Origin of the sequence: Deinococcus apachensis DSM 19763 (genome assembly GCF_000381345.1) — a bacterium.
Classification (GTDB): Bacteria; Deinococcota; Deinococci; order Deinococcales; family Deinococcaceae; genus Deinococcus; species Deinococcus apachensis.
The window spans coordinates 470,628-495,779 of the sequence record NZ_KB906398.1 but is presented as its reverse complement, the minus strand read 5'-3'; the positions used below and the strand labels follow the sequence as shown (position 1 = coordinate 495,779).

Sequence of the window (25,152 nt, the reverse complement as noted above, 5' to 3'; positions counted from 1 at the left end):
GGAGACGGCTGCCCTCTGCCGTGCTCCCCCTTCTGCCTCTTAACCGCGGAGGCGGCCCGATGACATGGAATCAGCGCCGCACGCGGTCCAGCAACAGGAAGACGCCGACGGCGGCGAGCGCGCCCAGAACGATCCGCTTGAGGGGATCGGGTGTCCCCGCCTGCGGGAGCGCGACCGGCACCGGTCGGTTCAGATACCACCCGCGCAGGGGCCGCGCCGCGTCGTCGAAGTTGCGGGCCAGGCGCTGGAGGTTCAGGTCCATCTGCTCCTCGGTCATCGGGTGGCCGTGCCCGGTGGCGGCCAGGGCGGGATTCAGCGCCGCAAGGAGGCGCACCGATTCCCGCGCCGCGTCCCAGTTCGGTGTGTAGTACGCGGGCGGGCGGTGAACGACGGTCGGTTGCAGGGTCAGCGCCCCCACCGCGGACTCCTGCTTGGTCGTCACGAAGGCGTCCCCGGCGATCAGCGTGCGGTCCGAGTCGCGCCACAGCGACACGTGCCCCACGCTGTGGCCCGGCGTGTGCAGCCAGCGCCAGCCGGGGAGGAAGGGGACTTCTCCCGCCGAGGGGAGCGCACGCACGTGAGGCCGGAAGTCGAAGGGGCCGGGTACGAAGGCGGGCGAGAGCATACTCATCACGCCGCCCACCGTCGGGTCGGGGAAGGGATAGGCGACCTGCCCGGTGAGGTGGGGCAGCTCCAGTGGATGGGCGTAGACGGGCACCTGCCACTCGGCGAGCAACTCGTGCAGCGCCCCGATATGGTCAAGGTGCCCGTGCGTCAGCACGATGGCGGAGGGCGGCCTGCCCGCGTGGTATTTGTCCGCCGCCGCGCGGATCAGTCCCGCCGTCATCGGCATGCCCGCGTCCACCAGCACCCAGTCCTCACCGGGCAGGCCCAGCAGGTAGACATTCACCAGCGGCAGCCGCACCCGCACCACGTCGGGCCGCAGCACCTGCGTGCCGCCGAAGGTCGAGACGGGGGGGCCGGGCGGGCGAATCTGCTCGACGCTCTTGGTGAGGGGGCGGTCGGGGTGCGACTCGAAGGGCTGGGTCATGGCGGACGTCCTTTCGGGCGGGTGAGGGGGACGGAGGGTTTCTCACACGCTAGGCAGCCGGGATGAGGAGGCGTCGGTGCCTGCCCTAACCCGGGTTTAAATGGGAGGTCCGCGAGGATGAGCCGGACCACACACGCCGCTAAACTCCCGGGATGGGAGCCCCCGAACTGGCCAGCCGCATCACCGAGCGGATCGAACGTGAGACGGGGGTGCCGGGGCTGGCTGCCTTGCTGGCCGAGCGCCTCACGCCCGCCGACCTGGCCTCCCTGCTGCTGGAGATGTCCCGCCGCCGGGCCGCGGACCGCACGCCCGCGCAGGTGCTCGCCCAGTACGAGCGGGACCGCTTCGTCCGCCCGTCGGGAGTGGCGCCCGCACGGCTGCTCGACTGGGAGCGGGTGGCCCTGACAAGCCTGCCCGCCAGTTTCGAGGCGGTGGCGCTGTCCCCCGTCTGTCCCCTGGGCACAAGTTCCGTCGTCGCGGGAGTGCATCAGGACTGGGCAGTGACGACGAGCCGGGGCACGGAGGTCGTCTCGGACGCCACGAACGTCCTGGCGCTGGAGGCGGCATCGAGGCGGAGGCAACTCCTGCGGCAGGACGCGCGCTCAGCGCAGGCCGTCCACCTCGCCGCCTCCCACCGCCTGCTCCGGCCCCAGTTCTCCGGCGACCCCACCCGCTCGGCGCACTTCGCCCTCTTCGCCCTGGTGAGCGCCGGGCGGGCTGGAAGCGGGAGCACTTTCGAACTGGGAGCACTGGAAACCCACCTGCGCGTTCATCTCACGGCCCTGCGCGCCTTCCTCGGGTCGGAGGTGCCCCTACGGGTGACCATCAGCGATTTTTCAGGACGCGACCGTGAGCGGGAGGTGGAGGCGGTTCTCGCCTCGCTCCGGGCGTCGTTTGAAGGCGTCACTGCCCAGCCCGATCCCGGGCGCACCCACGGGCGGAGGTACTACCCGGGGCTCTGCTTTCACCTCTACGGACAGGCCAATGAACACGAGTATTTCCTCGCGGACGGCGGGGAGGTGGACTGGACGCAGCGCCTGTTGGGCAACGCCAAGGAGCGGCTTTTCGTGAGCGGCTTGGGGAGCGAGCGGGTCTGCACTATCTGGGGCGACGGCTGATCCATCCGCGCTGCCTAAACAAACGCGAACAGCCCCGACAACCGCCAGGGCTGTTCGTCCTCCCTCTACCTACTCCTCCGTGCTCAGCACCGCCAGGAAGGCCTCCTGCGGCACCTCCACCGTGCCGATCTGCTTCATGCGGGCGCGGCCCTTCTTCTGCTTTTCCAGCAGCTTCTTCTTGCGGGTGATGTCGCCGCCGTAGCACTTGGCAAGGACGTCCTTGCGGTACGCCTTCACCGTCGCGCGGGCGATGATCTTGCCGCCGATGGTCGCCTGTACGGGCACGGGGAACATCTGCCTCGGGATCACCTCGGCCATCTTGTCCACGATCTTGCGGCCCAGGGAATACGCCTTGTCCTCGTGGACGATGACCGCGAGCGCGTCGACGACCTCGTTGTTCACCACGATGTCCACCTTGCGGAGTTCGCCCTCGCGGTAGCCGATCTGCTCGTAGTCCATGCTGGCGTACCCGCGCGAGATGGACTTCAGGCGGTCGTGGAAGTCGTAGAGGATTTCCGCGAAGGGCACCTCGTAGATCAGCTCCACCCGCTTGCCGATGTAGTTCATGGTGACCATCGAGCCCCGGCGCTCCTGAAGAAGCTGCATCACCGGCCCCACGTAATCCTCCGGCAGCATGATGGAAAGCTTGATGTACGGCTCCTCCACCTTGTTGATCCGGTCGCGGGTGGGGAACTCGGCGGGGTTCTGGGTCTCGAAGACCTCGCCGTTCGTGAGGGTCACCCGGTACACCACGGCGGGTGCGGTGGCGATCAGGTCGAGGTCGTACTCACGTTCCAGCCGCTCCTGGATGATCTCGGCGTGCAGCAGGCCCAGGAAGCCGCAGCGGAACCCGAAGCCCAGCGCCTCCGACGTTTCCGGCTCGAAGGTGAAGGCCGCGTCGTTGAGCTTGAGCTTTTCCAGGGCGTCGCGCAGCTTGCGGTAGTCCTCGGTGTCGGTGGGGTAGAGGCCACTGAAAACGACGGGCTGCGCGGGCTTGAAGCCGGGGAAGGGCTCGGGGGTGGGGCGGTCCTTTTGCGTAATGGTGTCGCCCACCTGCGCGTCGTGAATGTCCTTGATGCCCGCCGCGACCCAGCCCACCGCACCCGCCGGGAGTGACTCGCCCACGACCAGGCCGGGGGAGAAGGTGCCCACCTTGTCCACCTCGAAGGTCTTGCCCGTCGAGAAGAGCATGATGGGCTGCTTGGGGGTCAGCGTTCCCTCCAGCACCCGCACGAACAGGATCACGCCCTGGTAGGCGTCGTAGAAGGAGTCGAAGATCAGGGCCTTGAGGGGCGCCTCAGGGTCGCCGGGGGGCGGCGGGATGCGCTCGACGATGGCCTCCAGGATCTCGGGGATGCCGAGGCCCGCCTTGCCGGAGGCGAAGACGGCGTCGTCGGCGGGAATACCGATGACCTCCTCCAGCTCCTGCGCGGCGCCCTCGGGATCGGCGGCGGGCAGGTCGATCTTGTTGATGACCGGGATGATCTCCAGGTTGTTGTCGATGGCGAGGTAGGCGTTGACGATGGTCTGCGCCTCCACCCCCTGCGAGGCGTCCACGAGGAGGAGCACGCCCTCGCAGGCCGCAAGCGAGCGGGAGACCTCGTAGTTGAAGTCCACGTGGCCCGGGGTGTCAATCAGGTTGAAGGTGTACTCCTCGCCGCCTGTTCCATCGGCCAGCACAGGCCGCCGGTAGTTCAGGCGGATGGGCGTGGATTTGATCGTGATGCCGCGCTCGCGCTCCAGCTCCAGGGTGTCGAGGGTCTGGTCGCGCTTGTCGCGCTCACCCATCGCGCCCAGCCGTTCCAGGATGCGGTCGGCCAGCGTGGACTTGCCGTGGTCCACGTGGGCGATGATGGAAAAATTTCGGATGTTGGCGGTCGGCCCTTCGGTCACCCCGGCAGTGTAGCGGGGGTCTCCCGGCGGGAATAGGACGCAGCCCTGCTACCCTCCGGGCATGCCCCACACGCCGCAATCCCTCGGGTACCACACCGACCTCGCCCTGCGGGTGCTGGAAGGCGCCCAGGTGGAGGACTGCGGCGCCTACACTATGGTCCGCTCGCCGACGAATCCAACCTTCTGGTGGGGAAATTTTCTGCTGCTGCACGAGGCGCCGCGGCCCGGGAGCCTGGAGGACTGGCTGGCCCGCTTCCGGGAGGCCCACCCCGGCGCCGCCCACATCACCTTCGGGATCGACACGACGGACGGGGAGGCGGGCGCGGCGGTCGAGTTCCAGGCGGCTGGGTTCCGCCTCGACCGGAATACGGTGCTCACCACGGGGCGAACTATCCCCCCCGCCAAGCCCCTGCCGGGTGAAGTGACCCTGCGGCCCCTGGAAACGGGCGCCGACTGGGACGCCGCCCTCCTCCTGCGCCTCGCGGTGAACGCGTCCGACGAGCGGCCCCTCGAGGAGGCGGGCTACCGTACCTTCGCCGTGCAGAAGCTGGCGGGGCTGCGGGCGTCACAGGAGGCCGGGCACGGCGCGTACCTGGGGGCCTTCCTGGAGGAGCAGATGCTCGCGGGGCTGGGCGTGTACGACGCGGGCGGAGGGGTGACCCGCTACCAGAACGTCGAGACGCACCCCGGGTGGCGCTCGCGCGGCCTGGCCGGTCACCTCGTCCACTTTGCCGGGGAGTGGGCGCAAAACCATCTGGCGGCGCAGACTCTGGTGATCGTGGCCGATCCCGAGTACCACGCCCAGCGGCTGTACGAGCGCGTGGGCTTCCGCCCGACTGAGGTGCAGACCGCGCTGGAGAGGCCGCCCGCGGGCTCCTAAACCCGCTCCAGCCGCTGATGCGGTTCCTCGGGCAGGTCCACCCGGATGGCGTCTCCCGGGCGCACCACCCCTCCCAGGCGGACCACGCCCATGACGCCCGCCTTGCGAATCAGGTTGCCCTGCTCGTCGCGGCCCAGGACGGCGGCGAGCAGGCCCGGCTGGAAGTTCTCGATCTGGGCGCAGGGGTTGCGCAGGCCCGTGACCTCCACCACCGCCGTGTCTCCCAGGTAGAGCAGCGTGCCGCCCGGCAGGCCCAGCAGGTCCACGCCACGCGTGGTGACGTTCTCGCCCAGATCACCCGGCCCTACCCGAAAGCCCTGAGCCTGCAAGTCTTCGAGCAGTTCGGCGTGGAGCAGGTGGACCTGGCGCAGGTTGGGCTGACGGGGGTCCTGGGCGACCCGCGAGCGATGCTTGACGGTCACGCCCGCGTGCGCGTCGCCCGCCACACCCACGCCCGAGAGGAGTTCGATCTCCGGCGCGGCAGTCTTGCTGAAGGTGTGGCCTTCACTGCGGCAGACGGCCTCGACGCTGACACTCAGGCGCATGATCGGCCCGTTATACCGTCTCCCGATCCTCCAGGGCGGCGCGGTTGTAGCGGTTGGCGAGGATGAAGAAGGTCGGCGCCCACAGCCCGACGAAGATGCCGAAGCGTTCGCCGTGTGCGCGGTCCTCGGCGGTGCTGCCCCGCCCGCCCTGGGTGGACCAGATGACGATGGAGCCCAGGATCGAGGCAATTCCGGCAAGCGTCAGCAGGTTGGCAAGGTTGCGGTTCATGGGCGCCTCCTTCGTCGGCCATGTTCCCGGCACGACGTGGGCACGGAAAGCCGTCCTGCCCGTCGCAAGGCGGTCCTTCCGCACAGATGGGTTCACTGTGGCCTGGCCCGCCCGCCGACTCTGCGGGATGTGAGACAACTCGGGGCCGGGGAGCGGGGGATAAACGTGCCTTTAAGACTCCTGGGCCACGGGGAAGAGGGAGCCCTCGCGTTCGGCCAGCAGTCGGGCAATCGGGGCGAAGCTGCGGCGGTGAACCCCCGAGACGCCCAGCCGTTCCAGCGCGGCGCGGTGGGCCGGGGCGCCGTATCCCTTGTGCGCCGCGAAGCCGTAGCCGGGGTACTCGGCGTCCAACTCGGTCATCATCCGGTCGCGTGCGGTCTTGGCGAGCAGGCTAGCCGCCGCCACGGAGTAGCTCAGCGCGTCGGCCCGTGGCGGGGCACTGAGGGGAAGCGGCGTGCGCAGCTTCAGGTAGTCGGTGACCAGGGCCTGGGGCTGGGGGTCCAGTTGGGCCAGGGCCCGTAAGGCGGCGGCGTGAGTCGCGCCCAGGATATTCAGCCGGTCAATCTCCTCCGGCCAGGCGTGTTCGACGGCCCAGGCGACGGCCACCCCCCGCACCTGCGCCGCCAGCGTCTCCCGCTGCGCTCCCGAGAGCTGCTTTGAATCCCGGAAGGGGTACTCGGTCGCCAACCCCGGCAGGATCACCGCCGCGACGGTCACCGGCCCAGCCCACGCGCCGCGTCCGGCCTCGTCCACCCCGGCCACGCGGAAGTACCCGCGCCGCCAGTGTTCGCGCTCGAAGGCCCAGTCGGGGGTGACGGCAGCCGTATTGCCGGAAAGGGGGGGCATGGGGGCAAGGTAGCAGCCTCGCCCCCATGCTCCCGCCCTCCGCCCGCCTACTGCGCCGGGTACTCCGTGAGGGCCGGGTAGCGCACGACCCGACCGCTGCCCGGCAGGCCGATGCCGTTCTCGGCCACGTAAGCGTCCCCGGCGGCATTGAAGGCGATGGAGGTGGGGTAGCTCAGGCCGTTCAGAACGGTTTCCTTGTCGCCGTTGGCCTTGAGACGGATCACCGACCCCACGTTCGCCACGAAGGGAACTGGGCCAGCCGCCGGATCGAAGCGCCCGAACGAGACCGCGTACAGGTTGCCGTCGGGCCCGCGCTCCACGTCGGTCAGCATGGTCATCCCGGTGGCGAAGTCGCTCACCGTCCCGCCCGTGATCTTGACGACCTTCGCCGCCCCGCTGGGGAAGGGCCCGCCACTCAGGAGCGAGACGTACATCGTTCCGTCATTGTCAAAGGCGATCCCGGTGGGCACCGACTGCGGCCCCGTCCCGGTGCGGCCTGCCAGCGAGGCGACCAGGCTGATCTGGCCGGTGGACGGGTTGACCTTCAGCACGTCGTTGCCCCCGGCGTCCGCGACGTAGAGCTGTCCGTCCGGCCCGGCGGCCAGCCCGTAGGTGTGCGAGTCGATGCCGCCCTGGTTCTCGGGCACCTTGTCCGGGTTGTTGGCCGCCTCGAAGGCGAAGGTGTTGGCGACCTCGGTGGCCGCGCTCCCGTCGATCCGCAGCACCGCCGAGGCCTGCGCGGGACGCGGGACGGAGAACCCGGCGTTCCAGACGGCGTTCCCGATATACACGTTGCTGCCGATCACGGCGATCTTGCCCCCGCCGCTGGGGCCGATCCCGGGCACGTTGACCGAGAGGGTGGAAGCGACCACACTCTGGGTGCCGTCCGGAGTCACGCGGATCACTCGGGCGCTGGGGCCGTAGTTGCCCTCGAGGGTTCCGCCCTGACCGTTCGCGGCCGTGAACGTCGTCGTGCCCCCCACGCCGTCGTCGGTCACCCACAGTGTGCCGTCCCCGGTCACGAGCACGCCCTGCGGCCCGTTGAGCCCGGTGGCGACGACCTGGGGCAGGGCGATCTGGGTGACCGTCCGGGTACACCCCGTAAGCAGGCCCGCAGTGACGAGGACGGCGAGCGGCAGGCTGCGACGGAACTGTCGGGGCGGGAACCAGTGCATAGCGCCTCCATTTCCAGCGGCAGGTGAGCCTCCTGCCGGGCCGGACGACCTGGGCATCGACTGTGACCAACCCTACGGTACTCCCGCGGGGGTGAGGCGCGTGGAGCCGCCTCTCACCCGCTCCCCGGCCCTGTGATAGACGGTGGGGCGTGACTGGCAGGAGCAAGCAGAAGATCAGACTGAATCGTCCGGCCCGCGCACCCGCGCCGGGGGGGCCGGACCCGGCCGGGGAGGGCGGATACTTCGGCGTGCGGCCCGCCCAGCTTCCCCCCCGCCTGGAAGACCTGCACGCCCTGACCAAGCCGGGGGTCCGCGGTTTTCCCGGGGTGGACGCAGCGCAGGCCCTGCTCGCCCAGACCCTGCGGAAGGACCGGGTGCGCGGCGAGGTGCTCGACCTGGCGGCAATGGGCGGCCTGCTGGGCCGCCTGCCCGGTGTGACCCTGCGCGCGGTGGAGGGGTCGGCGGCGGCCCTGACGGTGCTGAACGCGGCCGGGCTCGACACCGGGGCGGCGGTGCCCGGGGACGACCTGCGGGAGCACTGGCCCGAGCGGGCGCGGACGGTGGCGCTCGTGCTGGCCGGGGACCGGGGTAACGCCTATGCCCTCGCGCAGGTCGCCTGGGCGCACGCCTGCACGCCGCCGGGCGGAACCCTGTACCTGGCCGGGGACCGGGACAAGGGCTTCGACCGGTACGTGCGCGCCGCCGCAAAGGCCTTCGGCACGGGGGAGACCATCGCCCGCGACGGGGGGATGCGGGTGGCGAAGCTCGTGCGCCGCCCCGGCCCCACCCCGGCCTACCCCGAGCCGGAGGGCTACGAGGCGTTCGGCGTGCGGGTGGTGGGCCTGGCGGGCGTGTTCAGTGCCGCCCGGCCGGACAAGGCCACCTCCATCCTCCTGGGGACGCTCGAGAACCCGGACCTGAGCGGCAAGCGGGTGCTCGACCTGGGCTGCGGCACCGGCCTGATCGGGGCCTGGGCCGCCCGCCGGGGCGCGGAGGTCACGCTGGTGGACGGCGACCTCCAGAGTGTCCGCAGCGCGCGGGCGACGCTCGCCGCCAGCGGGTTGACCGCGGACGTTTTCCACAGCGACGTGGACGCCGCGCTGGGCGAGCGAACCTTCGACGTGATTCTCACCAACCCGCCCTTTCACGTCGGGCGTGGCGTGGTGCTCGATGTGGCGCGCGAATTCATCGCGGCGGCGGGGCGGCGCCTGAATCCGGGCGGCACCCTCTACCTCGTCGCCAACGAGCCCCTGCCCTACGAGTTGCCGCTGCGCGCCCTCGGCGAGGTGCGTGAGTTGCGGCGCGAGGGGGGCTTCAAGGTGCTGGCGGTGACGCGGGCGGGCTGAGGCCTACCGACCCGCCCCCAGCACGTGCCGCACCCGCTCGGGCAGGGCTGAGCGGTCCTCGCGCCTCAGGGCGCTGCGGGGCCTGCGGTGCGTCAGCGAGAGGAACACCTCGGCCTGCTGGGCAAGGAAGGCGCGGTAGCCCTCCTCGCCGCCGCTGCGGACGCATTCGAGCGCGAGGAGGTCGAGCTGCTCGCCGAGCAGGCCCAGGGCGATATACCGGGCAGCATTCGCCCCGCTGTCCCCCAGCCCCGCGGGCAGGGCGGCCAGGCGCTCGGGTGCGCGGGTGAGGCCCCGGGCTGCCCGCCGCACGTTGGGGTCCTCCAGCGTGAGGGCGCAGGCGCGGCAGGGCTGCTCCTTGCTCGCCTCCCCGCAGACCGGGCAGGGGCGCCAGCCCTGGGCCTCGCGCCACTTGCGGGCGCGGGTGATCGCCTCGGCAGCCCTCAGCGCCACGTCCTTCAGGTCGCCGTCCACGTTCCGCACCAGGTCCTGCGCGCGGGCACGGTCGGGGGCGGGCAGCGGGCTCAACCGCGGGGCGGGCGCGGGCGCGCGGACGCTGCCCACGCTGAAGCGGATCTCGGTCACCCGCTCCTCGCCCAGCAGGGCATTCAGGCTCTTCAGGAAATGGTGGCGCTGAAGGGTGAGGTGGTGCGCGGTGGCGCTGTCGCGGACCTCCACGAACAGGGTCCCGCCCTGCTGCGAGCGCGGCCGGGTCATCCGCGCGATCTCCGGCCCCACCGCCTGAGGCCAGGCGAGGATCGCGCGGGCCCGCTGCACGCCCTTCGCCAGCCGGGCCGTGCCCAGCGTCGCGCCCAGCAGCTCGGAGACACTGCGGGTGTCCCCGGTGCGGCGGGCCCGGCTCACGCCCCCACCTCCAGCGCGGCGGGCGTCTCCGCCGTGAAGCGGCCCGCGTGTGCCCGCAGCGTCAGCACCGCGCCCGGCGCCCGCTCGGTCCCCGTCACGATGGCCTGCGGGACGCTGGCCGCCAGGTCGAGCAGGAAGCCGCGCCGCCCCGGGTCGAGTTCCGCCGTGAAGTCGTCGATCAGCAGGATCGGTTTTTCCTCGAACTTCTCGGAGAGCAGTTCCAGCTCGGCGCGGCGCAGCGCGAGGGCAATCGTGCGCCCCTCGCCCCGGCTGGCGTACTCGCTGGCGGGGAACTCGCCCAGCGTCAGGGTCAGGTCGTCGCGGTGGGGGCCGGTCACGGTCGCGCCGCGCGCCAACTCCTCCGCGCGGCGGGAGGCGAGGTCCTGCGCGTACGTCTCGGGGGTGGTGGACTCGCTGAGCGTCAGCGTCAGGGGCTTGAGGCTACCCAGTGCCGCGTTCGCCTCACGGGCGAGTTCATCCAACCTTCCCAGGGCGCGGCGGCGAAAGAGCATGATGTCGGCCCCGAGTTTCACCAGCGCGTCGTCCCAGACGTGCAGCGCCCAGTCCTCCCCGGCCCGGAGCGCGGCGTTGCGCTGCGACACCGTGCGGTCGTAGCGGGCGAGCTGCTGCCCGTGGCGGGCGCTCAGCCGCGAGAGCAGCGCGTCGAGGTATGCCCGTCGCCCGGCGGGGGGGCCGAACACGAGGTCGCTGTCCTCGGGGCGAATCCACACGGCGCTCCCGCCCGGCAGGTCGCCCGTCCGCACCCGCACCCCGTCCACCTTGAGCTGCCGCCGCCCGCGCCCCAACCCCACCTCCCGGATGCTGAGGCTGCCGCCCTGCTGCACGTCCGCCCGCACGTACGCCTCGCGCTCGCCCGACTGCACGAGCTGCTCCAGCCGGGTCACCCCGGTCAGGCCAGTCAGGGCCAGGTACGCGGCCTCCAGCAGATTCGTCTTGCCCGCCCCGTTCTCCCCAAACACGCCCGTCACGCCCGCCGGGAAAGTCAGCGTGCCAGGCGCGAGGTTCCGGTAGTTGAGGGTGGAGAGCGACGAGAGCTGCACACCCATCATTCTACCGTCGGGGGGCGGCGCGGGGGTGCGTGGGCCTCAGTTGGATGAAGGTCCCGGCGTCCCCTGCCCCCTTATCCTCGCCCCATGCCCGAGGCCACCGACCGCGACCGCCTGCTCATCCTCACGCCGCACCCGTCCGGGGCCCTTCCTGCCGACGTGCTGCGCGACATGCTGGGCGAGGAGATCTTTGACCCCGGGAAGCGGGCGGCCTTCCTGCACCGCGTCTTTATGGAGGGTGATCCCTATACGGATTTGATCTACGCCGTGCCGGGGGCGCGTTTCCTGCAGGCGCCCTGGAGCCGCTTCGCCGTGGACCTCAACCGCGACCGCGACGACACCGACGACAACGGCGTGGTGAAGCTGATGGACTTCGCCCGGCGCCCCCTCTACCCGGGGGGCTTCGTCCTGACACCGGCCAAGCGGGAGGCCCGGCTGCGGCGAATCTGGGACGCTTTCGACGCGGGGGTGCGGGCGGAATTGGAGGGCGCCCGGCTGATGATCGTGGGACACTCGATGGCTTCGCGTGGCCCGGCGCTCGGCCCCGACACGGGAACGCCCCGCCCGGCCCTCACCTTGATGCTCGGTGCCGAGGACGCCCCCACCTTTCCCCGTGATCGCTGGGACGCCCTGCAAGCCGCCTGCGTGGACGCCTTTGCCCCCGTCCTGATGGGCGACCTCACCCATGTCGCGGTCGGCGACCCCTGGACGACCGACACCCTCAGCGCCCGGCACCACGCCCGCACTGGCATTCCCGCCTTCGGGCTGGAGATCAACGTGGCCCTCTACCTGACCGAGACGGGCGAGCCGAGGCCGGGGGACATTCGCGCCCTGGCCCACGCCTTCGAGCGCTTTGCGGACGCGGCGCTGGGGCTGGTGGAGGGGTAACCGCCAGGGCCGCCTTCCCGGCCGGGGCCGGTGCTGCTCTTCCCCCGGTGCCGGAACGGAGGTGTCCTCCCCCTTGTTCATGAAGGCCGCTGCCGGATATGCGGCGCGGGGTCGAGTGGAAAATGCCACACTCGACCCGAAGCCTGTGCCCATCCCCCTGCGTCCCGGGGCCGGAGGTTCTATGCACCCACGTCAGCGTCTCACCCGTACGCTCGCCTGCCTGAGTCTTCCCCTGCTCCTGTTCGCCTGCGGGGAGGGCCCATCGGCTGACCCCTACGCGAACGGGCAGAGTTACCCGTGGGAGTACCGCGCCGACGGCTCGGTGCAGCCGCAGACCTTGGGTGCGGGCACGAACACCCTTCAGTACGAACCCATCCTGTACGCCAAGAACGGCTGGGGCCCCGCCGAGAAGAACCGCTCCAACGGCGAGCAGGCTGCCGGGGACGGGAAGCCCCTCACCCTGAATGGCAAGACCTACGCGCTGGGCTTCGGCACCCATGCGGGCAGCGAACTCCGGTTCAGCCTGACCGGCGGCAGCACTGTTTCCTGCACGCGCTTTACCGCAGCCGTGGGGGTGGACGACGAGGTGGGCGACCGCGGCAGCGTCGTCTTTCAGGTCTACCTCGATGGGGTCAAAGCCTACGACTCGGGCACCATGACGGGCGCGAGCCTGACGAAGACGGTGGACCTCAGCGTGACCGGCAAGAAGGAATTGCGCCTGGTGGTCACGGACGCCGGAAACGGCATCAGCTATGACCACGCCGACTGGGCCGATCCCAGGGTGTATTGCGACTCCACCCCGCCCCCGGTGGACACCACCACCCACCACCTGGAATACGTGGCAGTGGACCGGGCGATCAAGGTATACGACATCGACCAGGGATACACGCTGGTCAAGACCGTTCCGATGCCCAGCATGTACGGCCTGCGGGGAATCGCGGCCAACGCCGTGACCGACCGGCTGTACATCCCCTACTGGGGCGACCGCAAGGACCCCAAGTACGCCGGACAGCCCACCTTCGGCTACCTCATGGCGTATGACCTCAAGACGGACACCGTGCTCTGGACGCGCAAGTATTCGCCCTCCATCGACAGCCTCTCGATCACCCCCGACGGCCAGAAGCTCTATATGGGCAGCGGCGAGGAGGCGGGCGGCGACTTCTGGTTCGTGCTCGACGGGCCGACCGGGAACGAGATCACCCGCATTCCCGTGTACAAGAACGCCCACAACACCATCGTCGGGGCGAGCGGCAAGCGGGTGTACATGGCGAGCATCTCCTCCAACTACCTGACCGTGGCGGATACGACGACCGACAAGGTGACCTTGAAGGTCGGCCCCTTCTTCACGAGCGGGGCGAACTCCGGCCTGCGGCCCTTCACGGTGAACCATGCCGAGACGCTGACCTTTGTCAACCCGGACCACTTCTCGGGCTTCGAGGTGGGGGACCTGACGACGGGCAAGAAGCTCTACAGCGTGCCGGTGCAGGGCTTCCCCTGGAAGGATGCCGCCTGGCCGGTTACGCAGAGCCACGGGGTCGCCCTGACGCCCGACGAGAAGGAGGTGTGGGTGCTGGACTCGTACAACCGCTACGTCCACATCTTCGACGTGAGCGGGTTGCCGGGTGTGGCCCCGAAGCAGATCGCGGACATCGACGTGCGCGACCCGAACGACGCGAACAACCAGCCCAAGTGGGTGAACTTCACCCGGGACGGGAAATACGCGCAGATTTCGACGGGGCATATCATCGAGGTGGCGACGCGCAAGATCGTCAAGAAGTTGGACAACACCCGCTATTTCCTGCAGGTGGACGTGCAGGGAGGGGAGCCGGTGCAGGCGTACTCCCGCCACGGGGTGGGGTACGGGGGAACGGCGGCGCCTTAAACAAGTGGGTTGAACGGGGCGGCTGGGGTAACCTGGCCGCCCTTTGGTGTGGATGGGATACCGGCACATTCCTGTCGCCGAAGCGGAGCCCTTCAGGCTTCCCGAGTCGCCAGCTCCCGCATCTGGCCGAGCAGTTCCCGCGCGGCCCCCTGGTCGGGTGCATCCGCCAGCGCCTCCTCCAGCAGGCCCAGCCCCTTGCGCGCCTGGGCGTCCGCGTAGTCCTGGGCGTACTGGACGCTCCCGCTCTCCAGCAGCCAGCGGTGGATGTCGGCAATGGCGGCGGGGTCCTTCTCGGCCCGGTCCCGCCCCATCTGTGTCAGGAAGACCCGCCGCTGCTCCTGGGGCGCCTGGGCCAGCCAGTGCAGCACGATCAGGGTACGCTTGCCCTCCAGCAGGTCGCCGCCGATCTCCTTGCCGTACTTGTCGGGATCGCCCCGCAGGTTGAGCACGTCGTCCCGGATCTGGAAGGCCGCGCCCAGAGCGAGCCCCGCCGGGGTGAAGTGTTCGTCCGGCGCGACTCCTGCCGCCCGTGCCCCCAGCCGCAGCGGCACGACGACCGTGTAGTGAGCGGTTTTGAGGCGCACCATCTCCAGGTAGTCGGCCTCCGACAGGTTCCACTCGCGGTGCTGGACCCAGGTGAGGTCGAGGTGCTGGCCCTCGGCGGTGCGGTGGATCATGGCGAGGAATTCCTCCAGGCCGCCCGGCACGCCTGCGCGCTGCACGGCCTCCCACATGTAGACGTGCAGCGCGTCCCCCGCGTTGATGGCGAGCGGCACCCCGTGCAGGCGGTGCAGCGCGGGTTGGCCCCGCCGCTCCTCCGAGTCGTCCTCGATGTCGTCGTGGATCAGGACCCAGTTCTGGAAGAGTTCCAGGGCCGCGGCGAGCCACCGGGCGCCCTCCCAGCCGGTTGAATGGGGGCTCAACCCGTGGGTTCGCGCCGAGGCGAGAAGCAACTCCGAGCGGATACCCTTGCCTCCGCGCCGGGGGTAGTCGCGCAGCATGGCGGCGTAGGCGCGCAGTTCGGGTCGCCCGCCGTCCTGGGGCAGCAGGGACAGCACGCGGTCGAGCAGTTCGGGGCGCATCGGGGGGCAGTCTAGCGGGAGGGGAGGGGCGCGCATGCCCCCGCCCTTCTCACCCGCTCCCCCTAGACTGGGGGGGTGACCCTCGCCGCCCCCCGGAAGGCCCAGCTCGTGCGCGTGCTGCTGCTGGGCGGCACCCTGGCCCTGCTGGTGGGCGTAAGCCTGACCCCGGACGTGCGGGACTTTTTGATGCGCGGCTACGCGGCGCTGACCTCCAGCGACCCCGCCGTCACGCGCGCCTTCGTGGCGGGCCTGGGGTGGGCCGGGCCGCTCGCCCTGATCGCGGGATTCATCTTCCAGGCCGTGCTGCCGGTCCTGCCCGCGCTGGTGATGACCGCTGTGACGGCCCGCGCGTACGGCCCGGTCGAGGGCTTTCTCATCGTGTACCTCGGCACGCTGCTGGGTGCAGCCGCCGGATACGGACTGGGGCGGGCGGTGGGCGACACACTCGTGCGGTTGCTTGCCGGGGAACGCGCGCGGGGCGCGGCCCACGCCTTTGCCGAGCGCTACGGGGTGCAGGGCGTCCTGCTCGTGCGGCTGATGCCCGTGCTTTCGGCGGACGTGATGAACCTGGTCGCGGGGGCGGCCCGCATGGGCTTTCGGCCCTTCATGCTGGCGACCGCTGCCGGGGCGCTCCCGGTCACGGCACTGGTCGTGTGGCTGAGCGGCAGCGCCCGGCGCATGGCCTGGGGGCTGGGCCTGCTCTCGGCGCTCGTGGCGGTGGCGGTCGCCCTCCGCTGGTGGCTCGCGCGCCGGGCGGCCGGAAAAGTCGGGTAGACTGCCCCACGGTCCCGCCTGTGCGGGAGGTTCCGGGAGGATCATGACGCAAGGCAACACGGACGCCGCCGAGGCCAGCACGGGGGCGTCAGCATACGAACGGGCGGGCGTGAGTATCGACGCGGGGCACCGGGCCGTCGCCCTGATGAAAGGCGCGGTGGCCCGCACCCACACACCCGCCGTGCTGGGCGGCCTCGGCGGCTTCGGGGGCCTCTTCCGCGCGGCGTTCGGTGACCTGGCGGACCCGGTGCTCGTTGCCTCCACCGATGGGGTGGGCACCAAGACGAAGGTGGCGGTGCGGACGGGCCGCTTCGCGGGCCTGGGCGCCGACATCGTCAACCACTGCGTGAACGACATCCTGGTGCAGGGCGCGCGGCCCCTCTTCTTCCTCGACTATGTGGCTATGGGGAGGCTCCTGCCCGAACGGGTCGCCGAGGTGGTGACGGGTGCGGCGCAGGCCTGCGAGGCGCTGGGCGTGGCCCTGCTGGGCGGCGAGACCGCCGAGATGCCCGGCGTGTACGTGGAGGACGAACTCGACATCGTGGGAACGATTGTGGGCGTTGTGGACCGTCCCCACCTGATCGACGGCTCGCGCATCGGAATTGGTGACGCCGTGATCGCCCTCCCCAGCACGGGGCTGCACACGAACGGCTACAGCCTGGCACGGATGGCGCTGGATGAGCTGGACTGGGCCAAGCCACGCGCCGACCTGGGTGGCGAGCGGCTGGAGGATCTGCTGACGGTTCCCCACCGGGCTTACCTGGGCGCTTTCGATGCCCTCTCGGCGGCGGGGGTGGACATCCGGGGTATGGCGCACATCACCGGGGGCGGACTCATCGATAACCCCCCGCGCGTGTTCCCGGCCGGGGTGGGGATGCGGGTGGACACCGCCTCCTGGACCGTGCCGCCCCTCTTCGAGCTGATCGTGCGGCGCGCGGGCGTGGAACGGCGGGAGGCCTTCCGGGCGCTGAATATGGGCGTGGGCTTCCTGTTCATCGTGCCTGCGGCTCAGCGGGAGGCCGCCCTCACCGCTCTCCGCACGGCGGGCGAGTCCCCCTGGATAATCGGCGAGATGGTGGCCGGGAGCGGCGTGACCCTGGCGGGGGAGCTTTCTTGACCCGCCGCCGTCCCCCCACCGGATTCCTGCCCCCGGACCGCCGCCGGGCCACAGAATTCTGGGTCGTGCGCCACGGCGAGAGCACCTGGAACGCCGACGGGCGCTACCAGGGGCAGACGGACGTGCCCCTCAGCCACATCGGGATTCTCCAGGCCGCCACCCTCGCCGAGCGGCTGACGGGCATGCACTTCGACGCCGTGTACTCCAGCGACCTCGCCCGCGCCTCACAGACGGCCGAGACGGTCGCCGAGCGTCTGGTGGGGGGGCCGATGGTGCAGCTCGAACCCGGTCTGCGCGAGATCGACGTGGGTGAGCTGAGCGGCCTGGTCGTCGCCGACATCGAGGCCCGCTTCCCCGAGTACCTGCGGGCCCTGCGCGCCGACCCCTGGACCACCCGCCGACCCGGGGGCGAGAGCATGGAGGACCTCTTTGCCCGCTGCGCCGTGGCCTTCGACCGGCTGCGAACTCGGCACGCGGGGGGCCGCGTCCTCGTCTTCACCCACGGGGGCGTGGTGCGGGTGGCAGTTGGCCTGGCGCTAGGTGGAGTGCCCAACCACGCCTGGGCGCGGCTGAGCGTGACAAACACTTCCATCACCCGGGTGCTGCTGGGTGAGAACAGTGGAACGCTCCTCGGCTTCAACGACGACGCCCACTTGGAGGACCTGATCGAGGCGACTGAGGCGGACGACGTGCTGGGGCAGGCGCCGTAGCTGAGAAGGCCCTGACGGATCCACACAACTTGCAGACAGGGACGGCCAGGTCTCCTAAGCTGATTCCAGGATGAAGCCTTTCTCAAGCAGGAGGTTTGTCACCCGCTGGCGGGCGAGGAACCCCGGATGAGCGGGACGGACGCCGTCTACGCTGCCTGGCTCCTCGCGGCGATGCTCACCGCCCTGCTCACGGCGGCGGTCGCCTGGCGGCGCCGGGGGGCGCCCGGGGCGCTGCCGCTGGTGCTGCTGCTGCTGGCGCTCGCCGAGTGGACCGGCACCTACGCCCTGCACTGGCTCGCCGTCTCCCTGCAGGACCGCCGCGACTGGCTGGACGCCACCTTCATCGGCGTGCCCCTCGCCCCGGTGTTCGTATACCTGATGACGCTGGAGCTGACCCGCCGCCCCCCGGGCCGAGTGGCGACCGCCGCCCTGTTCGGGGTGCCGCTGGTGACTCTCCTGCTGGTGCTCACGGGGGACAGGCAGGGCCTGCTGTTCGAGGAGCGGGTGCCCGGCGCGGAGAACCTGCTGCAGGGCGGGCCGTGGTTTCGCGTGCTCGTGGTGTACAGCTACGGCTTGATCCTGCTGAGCGCGGCGCGGCTCGTGCGGTTCGGCTGGCGCGCCCCCTCCCTCTACCGCAGGCAGGCGGGCCTGCTGCTGGCGGGGCTGTGCCTGCCGTGGCTCGTGAACCTCGTCAGCGTGCTGGGCCCGCGGTCCTTTCCGGCGCTGGACCTGACCCCGGTCCTGTTCCTGCTGACCGCGCTGGTGTTCCTGTGGGGCATCCTGGATTTCAGGCTGTTCGACGTGCGGCCCGTCGCCCGGCACCTGCTGGTGGAGCAGATGACCGAGGGCGTCGTCGTGCTCGACGCGCGGGGCCGGGTGATGGACCTCAACCCAGCGGCCCGCGCCCTGTGCTGCCCCCACGGCCCCTCGCCCATCGGCCAGCCCGCCGCCGAGGTCTTCGCCCAGTGGAGGCCCGCCCTGGAGGACGTCTGGGGACTGCGCGAGGCGCACACCGAGATCGTGCTGGCGGGTCCGCCGCCCCGTCACCTGGACCTGCGCGTCTCCCCCCTCTATGATCGCGGGCGCCTGGGGGGGCAACTCGTGGTCTGGCGCGACGTCACCGCCCGCCGTGAGGCTGAGGCCCAGCTCCGGCAGGCGCACGACCAGGTGCAGGCCCGGCTGGCGGACATCGAGCGCTTGCAACTCGCCCTCCAGGAGCAGAGCCTGCGGGACCCCCTGACCGGGCTGCACAACCGCCGCTGTCTCCAGACCGCCTTAGGGGACGCGCTGGTGCAAGCCGCCGCCATCCGGCAGCCGTTCAGCCTGGTGATCCTGGATGTGGACCACTTCAAGGCCATCAACGACGCCGCAGGCCATCTGGGGGGGGACGCAACGCTGCAGGCCATCGCGGGCCTGCTGCGGGGGGAGTTGCGCGCCGGGGAGACGGTTTGCCGCTACGGCGGGGAGGAATTCGTGCTGGTCCTCCCCGGGACCGGTGCCGATGCCGCCCTGCGCCGCGCGGAGGCCTGCCGGGCCGCCATCGAGGCGCACCCGGTGAGCTACCGGGGCCACGAGTTGCGCTGCACCGTCTCGCTGGGGGTGGCCGCCTTTCCCGAGCACGGCACGGACGCCGAGACCCTGCTCGTCGCTGCCGACGGGGCGCTCTACGAGGCCAAGCGCCGGGGCCGCAACCGGGTGGTGCTCGCGGGCGGGGCTGCCCCCTGCCCCCCGGGGTGGGAACAGGCGACCCCTTATCCTGAGACGGCATGACTGGCACGAACCTTGAAGCCCGCTTCCGCGCGGGCGACCCCCGCGCCCTGGCCCGCGCAATCACCCTCGCCGAGAGTGGCCTGGACGCCGCCCGGCCCCTGCTGCGCGCGGCCCGCGAGATCGCCGCCTCGCGGGGGCCGGGCGGCACCGTCGTCCTCGGCGTGACCGGCAGCCCCGGCAGCGGCAAGAGCACCCTGACCGACGCGCTGATCACGGGGTTACGCGGTCAGGACAGGCGGGTCGCGGTGCTCGCCGTGGACCCCAGCAGCCCCTACTCGGGCGGGGCGATCCTGGGCGACCGCATCCGCATGCTGCGCCACCACGCCGACAAGGGCGTTTTCGTGCGCTCGCTGGCGAGCCGGGGGGCGCTGGGCGGCCTGTCGCCGCGCACCCTGCCCGTTCTCGCACTGCTGGAGGGCTTCCAGTTCGACTGGGTCATCCTGGAGACGGTCGGGGTGGGCCAGTCGGAGGTGGACGTGGCCGCCGCCTGCGACCACACCCTGCTCGTGCTGACGCCCGCCGGGGGCGACGGGGTGCAGGCCTTCAAGGCCGGGATCATGGAGATCGCCGACGTGATCGCCGTGAACAAGGCCGACCTGCCGGGCGCCGACCGCACTGTCCGCGAACTGATGGCGGCGCAGGGGCTGGGAGCCCACGACGCCTCGACCTGGCTCGCCCCCGTTCGCCGCACGGTCGCGTCGCGGGGCGAGGGCGTGGACAAGATCGTGGACGCCGTGCTCGCCCACCGGGCGTTTCTCGGTGAGGCCGGACTCCACGCCCGCCGTGAGCGCCGCGCCGAGTTCGAGGTGCGGACGCTGGTGCAGGACCGGGTGCTGAGGCGGGCGCGCGAGATGAGCGGTGACCTTTACGCCCGAGTGGCCCGGGGAGAACTTGATGCCGACGTGGCGGCGAACGCGCTGCTTGCCGGGGGGTAGCCTGACCCATGAGCGAATAGGCCGCGCTGGGCGCTGGATCAGGGGAGGAGACTTCTTCACCGCGAGGACGTCCCCGAGCGCCTGCGCCACACCGGAAGACGGGCGGGGGCCGGGCCGGGTCATGTTCAGCGTGGGAAGCTCGTAAGCTGACGCCCATGCGTGCCCGCACCCTCGCCCCCCTGATCTTCGGCTTCCTGACCGTGCAGCGCCTCCTCGAACTGCGGGTGGCCCGTGCGAACGAACGCTGGGCGCGCGCGCACGGGGCGACCGAGTACGGCCGGGAACACTACCCCCTCTTCTTCCTGCTGCACCCGGGCTGGATGCTCTGCACGCTGCTGGAAGGGCGCCGCTCGGGGAAAGGGGTGAACTGGCCCGCCTTCCTGCTGTTCGTGCTCGCCCAGCCGCTGCGGTACTGGGTGATTCGCACGCTGGGCCGCTACTGGAACACCCGCATCCTGATCGTGCCGGGCGGGAAGCGGGTCACGGGCGGTCCCTTCCGTTTCCTGCGTCACCCGAACTACGCGGTGGTGGCGCTGGAGATGGCTTCCGCCCCCCTCAGCGTGGGGGCGTGGCGCACGGCGATTACCTTTAGCCTGCTCAACGCCGCGCTGATCCTGCTCGTCCGCCTGCCCGCCGAGGAGCGGGCGCTGCGGGCTTACCGCGCCGCGCAGTAGGTCAGGAGGACCGCTGCAGCAGCCCGGGCGGGGTGCGCCGCTCGAAGGTGAGCCCCCCCGGCGTGTCGGCGAGCCCGACGGCGGATTGAACCCGCACGTCGTGCAGTTCCAGCCGGGTGCGGCCCATCGCCCCCGTGCGCTCGATGGCGGCCACGGCCACCAGCACCCGCAGGCCGGAGCGCTCGGCGCGCATCAGGGCCTGCATCTCGGGCAGGCCATCCCGCAGGTGCCCAGTCACCAGGGCCACCTCTCCCGGGAACAGGTTGTGATCGGCGTTCACGGTCTGCAGCACCGGGATGCCGCGTGAGGCGGCGAGCGCCCGCGCGAAGGCCTCGCCCCCTTGCAGGGCGATCACCCCGTCGATCTCGGGCAGGGCCGCCGCGAAGAGCAGCGCCAGGTCCATCCAGGCGCGGTCGGGAAGACGCGCCAGCCGTTCCCGCAACCGCTCCTCCGAGGGGAGGGCGGCGGCGACGGCATCCCGGAACACGAGGGACATACCACAGGGTACTGTGTCGGAAACCTCACGTCATGGGAGCGCGGATGCCCCCCAGTGGGGGAGGGGGCGGCCCGCCCCACTGGACACCTCCCCGCCGGATGCGGAGCAGCGGGGTAGGGTAACCCAATGCAAGTGACCGCTGTCCGCGCCGCTACCCGCCACGCCACCGCCGTCGCCGTGGCGGTCACGGCGGGGCACTTTATCAACGACGCCTACGGCGCGATGCTCACGCCGCTCACCCCCGCCCTGCAAACCCGCTTCGGGGTGTCCATCGCCGCCGTCACCCTGCTCTCCAGCGTGTACAGCCTCACGAGCAGCGTGCTGCAACCCCTGCTGGGCATCCTGGGCGAGCGGGTGGACCGCCGCTACGCCGCCGCGCTCGGCCCGCTGCTGACGGGTCTGGGCCTCACCCTGATGGGCTTCGTGCCGTGGTTCGGGGCGCTCGTGCTGCTGGTCGCCGCCTCGGGCTTCGGGAGCGGCTTCTTCCACCCGGCGGGGGCGGCCTACGTCGCGCTGAACAGTCCGCCGCAAAAGCGCGGGTTGTGGGCCAGCTTATTTAGCGCGGGGGGCACGGCGGGCAGTGCCCTCGGCCCCGTCTTCGCCGGGGTTGGGCTGACACACCTCCCCTGGTTCGGGCTGATCGGGGTGGTGACCGCCGTCCTCACCTTCGCCGTCACGCCCCCCGGTCGGGCGGAGGGGCGCCGGGTGGGCTTGGCCGAGTACGGGCGCATCTTCCGGGGGCCGCTTGTGGGCTTGTGGGCGATGGCCGTGCTGCGCTCGCTTGCCAGCATGGGCTACAACGCCATGTTGCCTTTCATTCTGCTGGCCCGGGGATTCGGGACGCGGGAGGTCGCGGCCACGCTCGCCGTGTACGCCGTCGCCAGCGCCGTGGGCGGCATCATCGGCGGGCGGGCCAGCGACCGGTACGGGCGGGTGCCGGTGCTGCGGGCGGCGATCCTGAGCACCATCCCGTTCTTCGCACTGCTGATCCTGTCGAGTCCGGCGAACTGGTGGTTCTACCCGCTCACGTTTCTGGTGGGGGCGGCAGTCAACGCCAGCATCCCGGTCGGCGTGGTGGCCGCCCAAGAGTACGCGCCGGGGCACGTGGCCGTCGCCAGCTCGATCATGATGGGCTTCTCGTGGGGATTCGCGGGGCTACTGGTGTTTCTGGTCGGGGTCCTGGCAGACGCGACGACGCCGACGGTAGCGGCGCTGGTCAGCGTCACGCTGCTGATTCCCAGCGCGTTGATCGCGTACCGGTTGCCGGAGCCGCGGCGGGCGGAGTTTCAGTAGGAAGGAGTGAGGCCGGGCATCTGGAGGTGATTCGCCCCTGCCCCGGAGGGGGCAGGGGGGAGCTTTCCGCTGCGCTCGGCAAGAAGCTAACCCGCCGCGCCCGTGTCTATCTTCCTTGACGCGGAAGGGTTGATCTTGCCGTGATCTAAATCCCTGGCCCACCGTCTCGCTGCGCGGGCAAGGCAGGGTGAAGACCGCGCGAGAGCGGGCCGCATTCAGGAATGGGCCGTCCACAAGAGGCGGTTTTGAGAAGCAGAAGCTATGGGGCTGTTGCCCCTCTTGCGGGGGAGGCTGGGAGGGGTGGCAGGCGTCGGCTTGCCCTCCATCTGGGGCCTCTAGAACCCGAATGCCTCCAGCACCTCGCGCGGGGTGCGCTTGGGCCGCCCGGTTCCCGGGTCCACCCAGACCCACTCGGTCTGGCATTCGGCGAGGCGTTCGCCGTCGCTGCCGTCCTCCGCAGCGCGGTCGAGGGTGTAGGCGCGGATGCTGCGGACGCCCGCGCTGACGGTGATGGCGGTGCGGATGCGGATGCGGTCACCCAGCACGGCGGGGCGGTGGTAGTTGATGACATGCTGCCGTGCAACCGGCACGGCGCCCAGCGCCACGAGCGCGTCTGTACCCATGCCCAGGCGCAGGGCGTGAGCGCGGGCCACCTGCTCGCACCACGCGAGGTACACCGTGTTGTTCACGTGGTTCAGGTCGTCGAGGTCGCCGGGTCCCACCGTGACCTCCATCTCGTGCTTGCGCTGGGGCGCCAGGGCCGTCCACAGCACATCCGCGTCGGGAATGGTGAGTTTCAAGCGCCCGTCACCCCGGCCCACAACTCGTTCACGGCCCGCGCCCCCTCGATATCGAGCACGGTCACGCCGCCCACCACGTGGGTGAAGTAGTTGACGCGCACCCTGCGGTAGTAGATGTGGATATCGGGGTGGTGGTCCCGCTCCTCCGCGAGCGCCGCCACGCGCACGGCGAAGTCCACTCCTGCCTGATACGTGTCGAACTTGAAGTCGCGGGCGATCTTGCCATCGTCGCCCCACCAGCCCTCGGGCTTCAACTCCTGCACGTCGCCGTCGGTGAGTCGGCGCTCCGGGTCGTAGGCCATGCGCGGGTCGTAGGGGTGGTAGCTCATGGCGCCATGGTACGCGGTGGGAAACAGCGGCGAGGGCGACGTGGGACGCGGTGCAGGGCGGGTCCGGGCGCCCTACTGCCCCGCCAGCCCGATGTACTGCGCCCCACCCGAAACGCCGACGACCACCGTGATGGAGTGGCTGCCCCGCTCGAAGAGGTACACCTGGCTGCGGACCGTCTTGTTCTGCTTGACGAGCCGGTAGCGGCCCCGGCGGATGAGGGCCAGGAAGTCCGAGGTCCGGAGCTGGCCGACCCGCCCGGCCTTGACCTCGTACATCTCGGTCCACTTCACGCCCGCCATGCTGAACCGGAACGTCTGGTAGAGCGGCCCACAGATGGGCTTCGCCCCCGCCGTGTTTTTGAACAAGCCATTGGCGACGTAGCCCTGTTTCACCGGGCAGGCGAGGGCGGCGGAGGTCAACAGGAGCGCGGCGAGGCCGGACAACCTCTTCATGGGCGGAACCTTTTGAGGGAAAGAGGGGGCATGGCGGCAGTGTAAGGCCCGTTCGGTGAGAGAACGGCCTGGGGTGGGCACACTGCTTGCCGGACTCGGGACAGGGATGTACGGTGGGGGCGTCATGAAAAATCCCGCTGCTCTGGTGCTGGTCGGCTCCGCCCTCTTGCTCGCCTCCTGCAACAGGAATTCTGTTCCCGCGGTTCAGCCCAATGTGGCCTCCGGCAAGGTGGTCGAATTGGCCTTTGACCCACAGACTGGCTGGCCCTCGTACACCCCCTGGAGCGGTGGGGCGGGGAAGGTCGTGGCCTCGGTGGAGGGCAAGCCCGAGTTGGCGACCGCGAGCCTGGGGGCGGACGGCAGCTTCAGCCTGACGCTGCCGACCGTGGACAGCAACCTGCTCGTTACCCCTGATCCCGCAGACTTCTCAACTGAGCTCCCCGATAACTGCACAGGGAGCTTGACGTTCTCCGGTGCCAACGACGCCAAGAGTGCGACGGCAGCCTTCAGCGTTCAGGCCCAGAAGGGTGGTGAGATTGCGCCCCTGGCGTTGTCCGAGACGGCAGACTCCGCCACCTTTGCGGCTGGCCTGTACGTCTACTTCAACAAGGCGGTTGGCCTCTCGGGCAAGGTGACCTGCATCGAGAACAACACGACGGCAACGGGGGACGTGAACGTGCAATTCGTCGCGGGCTGGAACGTGGTGTCGGTCAGCGTCACGGGCACGGCCACGAGCACGCAGATCAGCATGAAGACGGGAACACTGCCCGGGAACTGGGTCTACCTGGGGGACGGCGCCACGCAGCTCTCCCTCAAGAGCCAGAATCTGGAGCGGCGAGCGCTCGGCGCGGTCAAGAGCATCGGGTTCCCCCTCTTCCGCTAACCCCTCCTCGACCTAGCCGCCCCGCCTCCCCGTGGGGCAATTTTCCTTGTGCCCC

At 70.7% G+C, this 25,152-nt stretch carries 26 protein-coding genes; 13 read left to right on the top strand and 13 right to left on the bottom strand.

The window, feature by feature from the left end:
• Nucleotides 1–70: 70 nt before the first annotated feature.
• Complete coding sequence (locus F784_RS22180) at nucleotides 71–1,051, bottom strand: MBL fold metallo-hydrolase (RefSeq protein WP_019585114.1); 981 nt, start codon at nucleotides 1,049–1,051, stop codon at nucleotides 71–73.
• A 152-nt stretch (nucleotides 1,052–1,203) separates the two neighbouring features.
• On the opposite strand from F784_RS22180, the gene F784_RS22175 reads away from it, so the two are divergent.
• Nucleotides 1,204–2,169: a hypothetical protein gene (locus F784_RS22175; RefSeq protein ID WP_019585113.1), complete on the top strand. Its 966-nt coding sequence runs from the start codon at nucleotides 1,204–1,206 to the stop codon at nucleotides 2,167–2,169.
• Nucleotides 2,170–2,238: 69 nt separating this feature from the next.
• Here F784_RS22175 and lepA read toward each other — a convergent pair whose 3' ends face one another.
• Complete coding sequence (gene lepA, locus F784_RS0102485) at nucleotides 2,239–4,062, bottom strand: translation elongation factor 4 (RefSeq protein ID WP_019585112.1); 1,824 nt, start codon at nucleotides 4,060–4,062, stop codon at nucleotides 2,239–2,241.
• Between the two features lie 61 nt (nucleotides 4,063–4,123).
• On the opposite strand from lepA, the gene F784_RS0102480 reads away from it, so the two are divergent.
• Nucleotides 4,124–4,942, top strand: a complete 819-nt coding sequence (locus F784_RS0102480; RefSeq protein ID WP_019585111.1) for a GNAT family N-acetyltransferase — start codon at nucleotides 4,124–4,126, stop codon at nucleotides 4,940–4,942.
• Here the strand turns inward: F784_RS0102480 and F784_RS0102475 are convergent.
• The 4 genes from F784_RS0102475 to F784_RS0102460 form a co-directional block, all read right to left on the bottom strand.
• Nucleotides 4,939–5,487 (bottom strand): MOSC domain-containing protein, encoded by a 549-nt coding sequence (locus tag F784_RS0102475; protein ID WP_019585110.1) that lies wholly within the window; start codon nucleotides 5,485–5,487, stop codon nucleotides 4,939–4,941. The genes F784_RS0102480 and F784_RS0102475 overlap by 4 nt on opposite strands.
• Before the next feature lie 10 nt (nucleotides 5,488–5,497).
• Nucleotides 5,498–5,716 carry a hypothetical protein gene (locus F784_RS0102470; RefSeq protein WP_019585109.1) on the bottom strand — a complete coding sequence of 73 codons (219 nt, stop codon included), beginning with the start codon at nucleotides 5,714–5,716 and terminating at the stop codon, nucleotides 5,498–5,500.
• A gap of 171 nt (nucleotides 5,717–5,887) precedes the next feature.
• Entirely contained in the window at nucleotides 5,888–6,562 is a 675-nt protein-coding gene (locus F784_RS22170) for a ribonuclease HII (RefSeq protein WP_019585108.1), read from the bottom strand.
• Nucleotides 6,563–6,609: 47 nt separating this feature from the next.
• Nucleotides 6,610–7,737, bottom strand: coding sequence for a ScyD/ScyE family protein (locus tag F784_RS0102460; RefSeq protein WP_019585107.1), 1,128 nt, complete (start codon nucleotides 7,735–7,737; stop codon nucleotides 6,610–6,612).
• Nucleotides 7,738–7,886: 149 nt separating this feature from the next.
• Here F784_RS0102460 and F784_RS0102455 point away from each other — a divergent pair, with 149 nt between their 5' ends.
• Nucleotides 7,887–9,083 carry a class I SAM-dependent methyltransferase gene (locus tag F784_RS0102455; protein WP_026332210.1) on the top strand — a complete coding sequence of 399 codons (1,197 nt, stop codon included), beginning with the start codon at nucleotides 7,887–7,889 and terminating at the stop codon, nucleotides 9,081–9,083.
• A gap of 3 nt (nucleotides 9,084–9,086) precedes the next feature.
• Here the strand turns inward: F784_RS0102455 and F784_RS0102450 are convergent, their stop codons facing one another.
• Both F784_RS0102450 and recF read right to left on the bottom strand, forming a co-directional pair.
• Complete coding sequence (locus F784_RS0102450) at nucleotides 9,087–9,944, bottom strand: DciA family protein (protein ID WP_019585105.1); 858 nt, start codon at nucleotides 9,942–9,944, stop codon at nucleotides 9,087–9,089.
• On the bottom strand, nucleotides 9,941–11,014 hold the full coding sequence (recF, locus tag F784_RS0102445; protein ID WP_019585104.1) for a DNA replication/repair protein RecF: 1,074 nt from the start codon (nucleotides 11,012–11,014) through the stop codon (nucleotides 9,941–9,943). Before recF ends, F784_RS0102450 begins: the two co-directional genes overlap by 4 nt.
• Nucleotides 11,015–11,098: 84 nt before the next feature.
• Here recF and F784_RS0102440 point away from each other — a divergent pair, with 84 nt between their 5' ends.
• Nucleotides 11,099–11,899 carry an N-formylglutamate amidohydrolase gene (locus F784_RS0102440; protein ID WP_019585103.1) on the top strand — a complete coding sequence of 267 codons (801 nt, stop codon included), beginning with the start codon at nucleotides 11,099–11,101 and terminating at the stop codon, nucleotides 11,897–11,899.
• A 181-nt stretch (nucleotides 11,900–12,080) separates the two neighbouring features.
• On the top strand, nucleotides 12,081–13,781 hold the full coding sequence (locus F784_RS25085) for an NPCBM/NEW2 domain-containing protein (protein WP_019585102.1): 1,701 nt from the start codon (nucleotides 12,081–12,083) through the stop codon (nucleotides 13,779–13,781).
• 92 nt (nucleotides 13,782–13,873) lie between these two features.
• Here F784_RS25085 and F784_RS0102425 read toward each other — a convergent pair whose 3' ends face one another.
• Entirely contained in the window at nucleotides 13,874–14,863 is a 990-nt protein-coding gene (locus F784_RS0102425) for a polyprenyl synthetase family protein (RefSeq protein ID WP_019585101.1), read from the bottom strand.
• Nucleotides 14,864–14,938: 75 nt separating this feature from the next.
• On the opposite strand from F784_RS0102425, the gene F784_RS0102420 reads away from it, so the two are divergent.
• The 6 genes from F784_RS0102420 to F784_RS0102395 all read left to right on the top strand — a co-directional run bounded on the left by F784_RS0102420 (nucleotide 14,939) and on the right by F784_RS0102395 (nucleotide 20,843).
• On the top strand, nucleotides 14,939–15,637 hold the full coding sequence (locus tag F784_RS0102420; RefSeq protein WP_019585100.1) for a TVP38/TMEM64 family protein: 699 nt from the start codon (nucleotides 14,939–14,941) through the stop codon (nucleotides 15,635–15,637).
• 43 nt (nucleotides 15,638–15,680) lie between these two features.
• Nucleotides 15,681–16,754 (top strand): phosphoribosylformylglycinamidine cyclo-ligase, encoded by a 1,074-nt coding sequence (gene purM / locus F784_RS0102415; protein ID WP_019585099.1) that lies wholly within the window; start codon nucleotides 15,681–15,683, stop codon nucleotides 16,752–16,754.
• Complete coding sequence (locus F784_RS0102410) at nucleotides 16,751–17,464, top strand: histidine phosphatase family protein (RefSeq protein ID WP_019585098.1); 714 nt, start codon at nucleotides 16,751–16,753, stop codon at nucleotides 17,462–17,464. Before purM ends, F784_RS0102410 begins: the two co-directional genes overlap by 4 nt.
• Nucleotides 17,465–17,590: 126 nt before the next feature.
• On the top strand, nucleotides 17,591–19,234 hold the full coding sequence (locus F784_RS0102405) for a histidine kinase N-terminal 7TM domain-containing diguanylate cyclase (protein ID WP_019585097.1): 1,644 nt from the start codon (nucleotides 17,591–17,593) through the stop codon (nucleotides 19,232–19,234).
• Complete coding sequence (meaB, locus tag F784_RS0102400; protein WP_019585096.1) at nucleotides 19,231–20,169, top strand: methylmalonyl Co-A mutase-associated GTPase MeaB; 939 nt, start codon at nucleotides 19,231–19,233, stop codon at nucleotides 20,167–20,169. Before F784_RS0102405 ends, meaB begins: the two co-directional genes overlap by 4 nt.
• 155 nt (nucleotides 20,170–20,324) lie before the next feature.
• Nucleotides 20,325–20,843 carry an isoprenylcysteine carboxyl methyltransferase family protein gene (locus F784_RS0102395; RefSeq protein ID WP_019585095.1) on the top strand — a complete coding sequence of 173 codons (519 nt, stop codon included), beginning with the start codon at nucleotides 20,325–20,327 and terminating at the stop codon, nucleotides 20,841–20,843.
• Nucleotide 20,844: 1 nt separating this feature from the next.
• Here F784_RS0102395 and F784_RS0102390 read toward each other — a convergent pair whose 3' ends face one another.
• Nucleotides 20,845–21,339 carry a hypothetical protein gene (locus F784_RS0102390; protein ID WP_019585094.1) on the bottom strand — a complete coding sequence of 165 codons (495 nt, stop codon included), beginning with the start codon at nucleotides 21,337–21,339 and terminating at the stop codon, nucleotides 20,845–20,847.
• Nucleotides 21,340–21,465: 126 nt separating this feature from the next.
• Between F784_RS0102390 and F784_RS0102385 the strand changes: the two genes are divergently transcribed.
• Complete coding sequence (locus tag F784_RS0102385) at nucleotides 21,466–22,632, top strand: MFS transporter (protein ID WP_019585093.1); 1,167 nt, start codon at nucleotides 21,466–21,468, stop codon at nucleotides 22,630–22,632.
• 335 nt (nucleotides 22,633–22,967) lie between these two features.
• Here F784_RS0102385 and F784_RS0102380 read toward each other — a convergent pair whose 3' ends face one another.
• From F784_RS0102380 to F784_RS0102370, 3 genes are all read right to left on the bottom strand, one after another.
• Entirely contained in the window at nucleotides 22,968–23,432 is a 465-nt protein-coding gene (locus tag F784_RS0102380) for an acyl-CoA thioesterase (RefSeq protein WP_026332209.1), read from the bottom strand.
• A complete protein-coding gene (locus F784_RS0102375) occupies nucleotides 23,429–23,761 on the bottom strand; it encodes a 4a-hydroxytetrahydrobiopterin dehydratase (RefSeq protein WP_019585091.1) in 333 nt (110 codons plus the stop codon). The genes F784_RS0102380 and F784_RS0102375 overlap by 4 nt, the downstream gene beginning before the upstream one ends.
• A 72-nt stretch (nucleotides 23,762–23,833) precedes the next feature.
• Nucleotides 23,834–24,214 (bottom strand): hypothetical protein, encoded by a 381-nt coding sequence (locus tag F784_RS0102370; protein WP_157464940.1) that lies wholly within the window; start codon nucleotides 24,212–24,214, stop codon nucleotides 23,834–23,836.
• 124 nt (nucleotides 24,215–24,338) lie between these two features.
• Between F784_RS0102370 and F784_RS0102365 the strand changes: the two genes are divergently transcribed.
• Nucleotides 24,339–25,097, top strand: coding sequence for a hypothetical protein (locus F784_RS0102365; protein ID WP_157464939.1), 759 nt, complete (start codon nucleotides 24,339–24,341; stop codon nucleotides 25,095–25,097).
• Nucleotides 25,098–25,152: the final 55 nt, after the last annotated feature.